Origin of the sequence: Mesorhizobium sp. M7A.F.Ca.ET.027.03.2.1 (assembly GCF_003999175.1) — a bacterium.
Classification (GTDB): domain Bacteria; phylum Pseudomonadota; class Alphaproteobacteria; order Rhizobiales; family Rhizobiaceae; genus Mesorhizobium.
The window spans coordinates 1-5,314 of record NZ_RZOM01000365.1 but is presented as its reverse complement, the minus strand read 5'-3'; the positions used below and the strand labels follow the sequence as shown (position 1 = coordinate 5,314).

Annotated in this window: 5 protein-coding genes; 3 read left to right on the top strand and 2 right to left on the bottom strand. The window is 61.6% G+C overall.

Going from position 1 to position 5,314, the window contains the following annotated elements:
- The 3 genes from EN750_RS17135 to EN750_RS17125 all read left to right on the top strand — a co-directional run.
- Positions 1-1,223, top strand: a 1,223-nt coding sequence (locus tag EN750_RS17135) for an SDR family NAD(P)-dependent oxidoreductase (protein ID WP_145967735.1), incomplete at its 5' end; no start/stop codon positions are given.
- Between the two features lie 32 nt (positions 1,224-1,255).
- A complete protein-coding gene (locus EN750_RS17130) occupies positions 1,256-2,191 on the top strand; it encodes a glycosyltransferase family 2 protein (RefSeq protein ID WP_127320325.1) in 936 nt (311 codons plus the stop codon).
- Positions 2,192-2,313: 122 nt separating this feature from the next.
- Positions 2,314-2,856 carry a sugar transferase gene (locus tag EN750_RS17125; RefSeq protein WP_127397109.1) on the top strand — a complete coding sequence of 181 codons (543 nt, stop codon included), beginning with the start codon at positions 2,314-2,316 and terminating at the stop codon, positions 2,854-2,856.
- Between the two features lie 52 nt (positions 2,857-2,908).
- Here the strand turns inward: EN750_RS17125 and EN750_RS17120 are convergent, their stop codons facing one another.
- Positions 2,909-3,844, bottom strand: coding sequence for an NAD-dependent epimerase/dehydratase family protein (locus EN750_RS17120; RefSeq protein ID WP_127397108.1), 936 nt, complete (start codon positions 3,842-3,844; stop codon positions 2,909-2,911).
- Positions 3,841-5,166 (bottom strand): O-antigen ligase, encoded by a 1,326-nt coding sequence (locus EN750_RS17115; RefSeq protein WP_127397110.1) that lies wholly within the window; start codon positions 5,164-5,166, stop codon positions 3,841-3,843. The genes EN750_RS17120 and EN750_RS17115 overlap by 4 nt, the downstream gene beginning before the upstream one ends.
- Between the last annotated feature and the right edge of the window lie 148 nt (positions 5,167-5,314).

Below are 5,314 nucleotides of genomic sequence, written 5' to 3'. Positions count from 1 at the left end.
GCGATATAAATGTGGTGCAGTTCTCAGGCCTTTCGGAGTTGGAACAGCACGGAAAGCTGGTTCTCGACACCGTCGAGATGGAAACGATCCTGCGCCGTCCGGCGGTCGCGTCCGATATCCAGCGCATCGGCGCCTTTGTCAGCGGCAAACGCGTTCTGGTGACCGGCGGCGCCGGTTCAATCGGCCAGACGCTGGTCAAGCGGTCGCTGGAACTGGGAGCCGAGGCGGTGCTGGTCGCCGACAACTCCGAGTTCGGCATTTTCCAGTTGAGCCAGTATGTTGACGAGAAGGACCACGACCGCCTCAAGGTCCGCATCGTCGATGTCGCGGACCGGCGCCAGATAATGCGTGTCGTCACCGAATTCCGGCCGGACATCATCTTTCACGCCGCGGCGCTCAAGCATGTTCCGCTGCTCGAGGAGAACTGGGATTCGGCCATCCAGACCAATATTTTCGGAACGCTCGTCTGTGCCGAGGTTGCCGCCAAGTGCGGGGTTGCGCAATTTGTCCTGATATCGAGCGACAAGGCGGTGGATCCCTCATCGGTGCTTGGCATGACGAAGCGGGCCGCCGAACAGATCATCAGTGCCTTGCACGGCACGCCGGCAGGCGAGACGGGCGGGCGCCTCCCGGCCACCAAGTTCATTGCAGTGCGGTTCGGCAATGTTTTCGGCAGCAATGGTTCGGTGGCGACCATATTCCAGGCGCAGATCGAGGCTGGGGGACCCGTCACCATCACCGACCGACGCATGACGCGCTATTTCATGACCGTGGCCGAAGCCGTCGATCTCGTCATCATGTCGGCGGCCGATGCCGCGTCGCGGCAGAGCGGACACGATTACGCCGTCTATATGCTCGACATGGGCAAGCCGGTGCCGATTCTTGAAGTGGCCGAAACGATGATCCGCTTGTCCGGAAAGAGCCCATACAAGGACATCGCGATCCGGTTCACCGGCATCAGGCCGGGCGAAAAACTTCACGAAACGCTGCATGGCGAAGACGAGGAACTCGTCGAACTCGGCATCTCGAAGGTTTTCGGCCTCAGCACGGACGTCGTGGAATGGTCGGATGTCCAGGTCGCGCTCACGGCCCTGCAGCAGTCGGCGAAAAACCAGGACAAGGCTGGCGCGCTCGCCGCATTGGCAGGTCTCGACCGCGCCAAGAAGGCCAGGGCAAGTGCACGTCAAGACGCGATCCCGAAAACGGCGGGGCAGGCGAGCTAGGCCCGTTCAGAATTCAGAAAGCGATCTTGCTCGTGAGCAAAGATGATCTGCGCATCGCGGTCCTGATGGGCACGAAAGACGGCGCCGCCTTCATCGAGGAGCAGCTGCAGTCCCTGCTCGAGCAGTCGCACCCTCTGGTCGACTTGTGGATTTCAGACGATGGCTCCACCGATGGCACGACCGCCATCATCGAGACATGGAAATCCCGCTGGCGGCCCAAGGGGCGGATGACGCTGGTAGAGGGGCCGCGGCAAGGCTTCGCCGCCAATTTCCGCTCCATGATCGTCGACCGACGCATCGAGGCGGACTGCTATGCCTTCTGCGACCAGGACGATATCTGGGAGACCGACAGGCTGGAGAGCGCTATCAGCTGGATGCGGACCCAGGATGCGAAAACCCCGCTGATGTTTTGTTCGCGAACCGCAACCATGACGGAAACAGGAAGCCTTGTCGGCCATTCGCCGCTGTTTGCCCGGCCGCCATCCTTTCGCAATGCGCTTGTGCAAAGCATCGCCGGCGGCAACACAATCCTGCTCAACGCCGCGGCACGCGACCTGCTGGCCAGGGCCTCCACGCGGACCGGGTTCGTCAGCCATGACTGGTGGGCCTATCTCATAGTGACCGCCGCCGCCGGCATCGTCCGCTACGATCCGCGACCGCTGGTGCGCTACCGGCAGCACGCGGCAAACCTGGTCGGCGCCAACGTGTCCTGGAAAGCAAGGTTCTCTCGGCTTGGCCGCCTGTTCAAGGGGGAATTCGCCGGCTGGACGGACCTCAACCTCGACGGTCTCGCCGTCAATCGCGATCTCCTGACCGAGGACGCGACGGCGTGCCTCGACCTTTTCATCCGCGGGCGCAACGGTGGCCTTTCCCGCCGCTTGGCAGGCTTGCGCCAAAGCGGCGTCTATCGGCAGACCGTTTCCGGAAACATTGGGCTCTATCTCGCCTTCATCCTGGGGCGCATCTGAACATTGCGACGGCTGCGTGGCGCGCTTGGTCAAGAGATCGGCTCATGCTACGTCGACCGGATTGACGGCATTGGCCTGCGGCGTTGCCTCGGGACTTCGGCAGGGAGCACTATCGGCCGTTCATGAAGACAGCCAAGCAAATCTTCGATATTGCCGGTGCGGCTCTGCTGCTGGTGGCCACATCTCCTGTCTTGGCGCTCACCGTCCTTGCCGTTCGGGCATCGTCGCCGGGCCCGGCTATTTTTTCACAGGTGCGGGTCGGCCGTGACGGTCGGCTTTTTCGCTGCCACAAGTTGCGCACGATGTATGTCGGGACGCCGTCACTACCCTCGCATGAGGCGCCGGCGGATTCCGTGACATCGGTCGGGAAGGTCCTACGGAAGTTCAAGCTCGACGAGTTGCCGCAATTCTGGAATGTCCTGAAGGGCGAAATGAGCCTGGTCGGGCCGCGCCCCTGCCTGCCGACCCAAACCGAGTTGATCGAGTGTCGCAGGCGGCTGGGGGTTTTGGCGGCGCTGCCGGGCATAACCGGCCTGGCCCAGATCAGGTGCATCGACATGTCGAACCCGGAGCTTTTGGCCGAAACGGATGCTGCCTACCTCCGCACTGCGTCGTTCTGGCTCGATCTTCGGATACTGTTTGGAACGCTCTACCGCAGACCATGATCCCAAAAAGTGGAAGCCGGTTTTTGGGAAAGATCATGGTCAAGCAAGAAAGTCAGGATCTACCGAGCCGCGCCAGCTCGGCCAGCCGCTCGACCGTGCGGGCTTCAGGCGTCCACCCCTGCGATACCAGCAGGGCGGGGTCGCATATCTGTGTCGCGGTCAGGCTGTCCCAGAACGCCCGCCTGCCGAGCGCGGCCACGACCGGCCGTATCAGACCGGCCGGCACAGCCATCAGGCGCTCACGCCGCCCCAAACCTCTGCGAAAGGCGGCGATGATGGCCTCGACGGCGACCGGCGGCACATCTGCGCCGACATAGATCGGGCGAAGCGGTCCGGAATGGCTGAGCAGGTGCGACACTGCTCGCACCGCGGCCTCGGAAGACATCAGCGAGCGGATTCCGGTCAAGGCACCCGTCGGCAGCGGCAGCGGCGTATCGGCAAGGCGCATCAGCGTTGCCAGATTCCCCCTCATGCCGCTTCCATAAACCGGAGGCAGGCGCAACACGGCGGCGTCCGAGCGGCCGTGTAACGCGTAGGCGTCCAAAACCTTGATCTCGCCTTCGCGCTTCGAGCGTCCATAGGCGCATTGTGGGGCAGGAAGCGTGTCCTCGTCGATCGTTGCGCTGACGTGCGCGCCGATCACCGCTCGGATCGAGGAGAGATGGATGAAACGTCCGCTTATCTGGGCGGCCGCGGCATGCGCCAGCCTTGCGCTCAGTTCCACATTGGCCGCTTGGTAATCGGCTTCGGTTGCATTTCCCTGATCATTGTTGAGGCCGGCGCAATGGACGACGTCAGTCATATGCCGGGTCAGTTCCAGGAAGGCGGCGGCCGGCGCATCGAAGCCGGGCATCGGCACAGTCTCGTTCTCCGAACCAAGCCTCTCGGGATGGCGGGAGGCGAGGCGAAGCTCGGCACCGGCTTCGCGAAGGTGGCGCACGACAAGGCGCCCGATGAAACCTGTCGCGCCCGTGACCAGAACCTTCATGGCCTTACCCGAAACAGCTCTTTGGTGGCTGATGGAAGTGCTCGCTCTTCCATCACTGGTGCAAGTGCCTGCTCTTCCAACAAAGGAACATGGCGTCCGGAGGCGAGATATGTTCCGCTCACCAGGAAGACCATCAGCACCGAGTCCAGAATGTCATGGCCGATCAGGATGCCTGTCATTCCGGCCGTCAGATAGGTGATCACCACGACAACAATCATGGTCGCGCCGAACCGCTCGCTCGGATCGTTGCTGTTTCGCAAGACCCGGGCGGCATTTCCAGCGGCAACGATAAAGATCGCCGCCAGCGTCACGGCACCCAGAATTCCCGCTTGCACCAGGGCGGTCAGGAAGCCGTTGTGAAAATGGTTGAAGCCTGTGTCCATCGCGAACTGCTCATGAAAGCCCTGCTTGATCAGATGCTGGGTTGCACCCACACCGTGCCCGAACAGTGGCATGTCATGGAATGCTTTGAGGCCGATCTCCCAAAGCGCAACACGTATTCCCAACGAGGTGTCGTAATTGCCGCCAGCCCCAAGCGCACCCCAATCGGAGCGCAAAAAATCGACCCGCCCGGATATCGCCTGGAAGCTGGAAGCGGCGATCACGACGCCGACCGCTGCCAGCAGCAGCAGCAGGCGAACGGCATTCCTGCCTCTGAGCCTGTGCCGGTTGATCAGCATGACGGCGATGCCGGCGATCAGCAGTGCCAGCCAGACGATACGCGAGCCGGAATAGATGACGGCGATCGTCCCTGCCAGTGCCGCGTAGAAGAGGGGTGTCCGGGCTTGCTCAACACCGGACAAGGCGCCAGCCACACACATCACCACGGCAAGGCACACCACGGTTGCGAAGACGATCGGATTTCCGGCTCCACCCTCGGCCCTGACGCCAATCCAATATTGCTGGATGACGGCCATGAGCAGCGCGGCAAAACAGGCGGCCATGCTGGAAAGCACGATGATGCGGGTAAGCGTGGTTTTCTGAGTGATGCTCCAGGTCGAATAGGACACGGGAAAAAACAGGAAGGTGACGAGCGGGATAAGATGTGGCGCATCCCGGGCGAACGAATTGTTGACGATGGACGCCAGGAGATTGGAGGCGCAGTAGGCATAGATCGCGACCGTCATCCAGATCATGGCCCGGTCGGCGTTGAAGCGCCTTTTCCGTAAAGCAGTCAGCAGGACTGACGAAAGGCCTCCGCCATTGAATACAAAGCTGACCACCGATCCCAGAACCGGTGGAAAAAAGAAGCAAAGGATGGAGAAGTAGTTGTTGATCCGCGAAGGCGTGAATTGCTGTCTCAGGGATGAAAGCCGGGTCAATTTTCGGGCTCGCTGTCTTCGGCTAGTTTCATGCGGCGGATCTTGTTTGGCGAAGTTTAATGCGCTCGCCTCGAAATTGCCCATGATGCACTTGCCCACTTCCCGAGGCTGGTATAGCGGCTGCCCCCCATTTTCGATAGTGTATAGG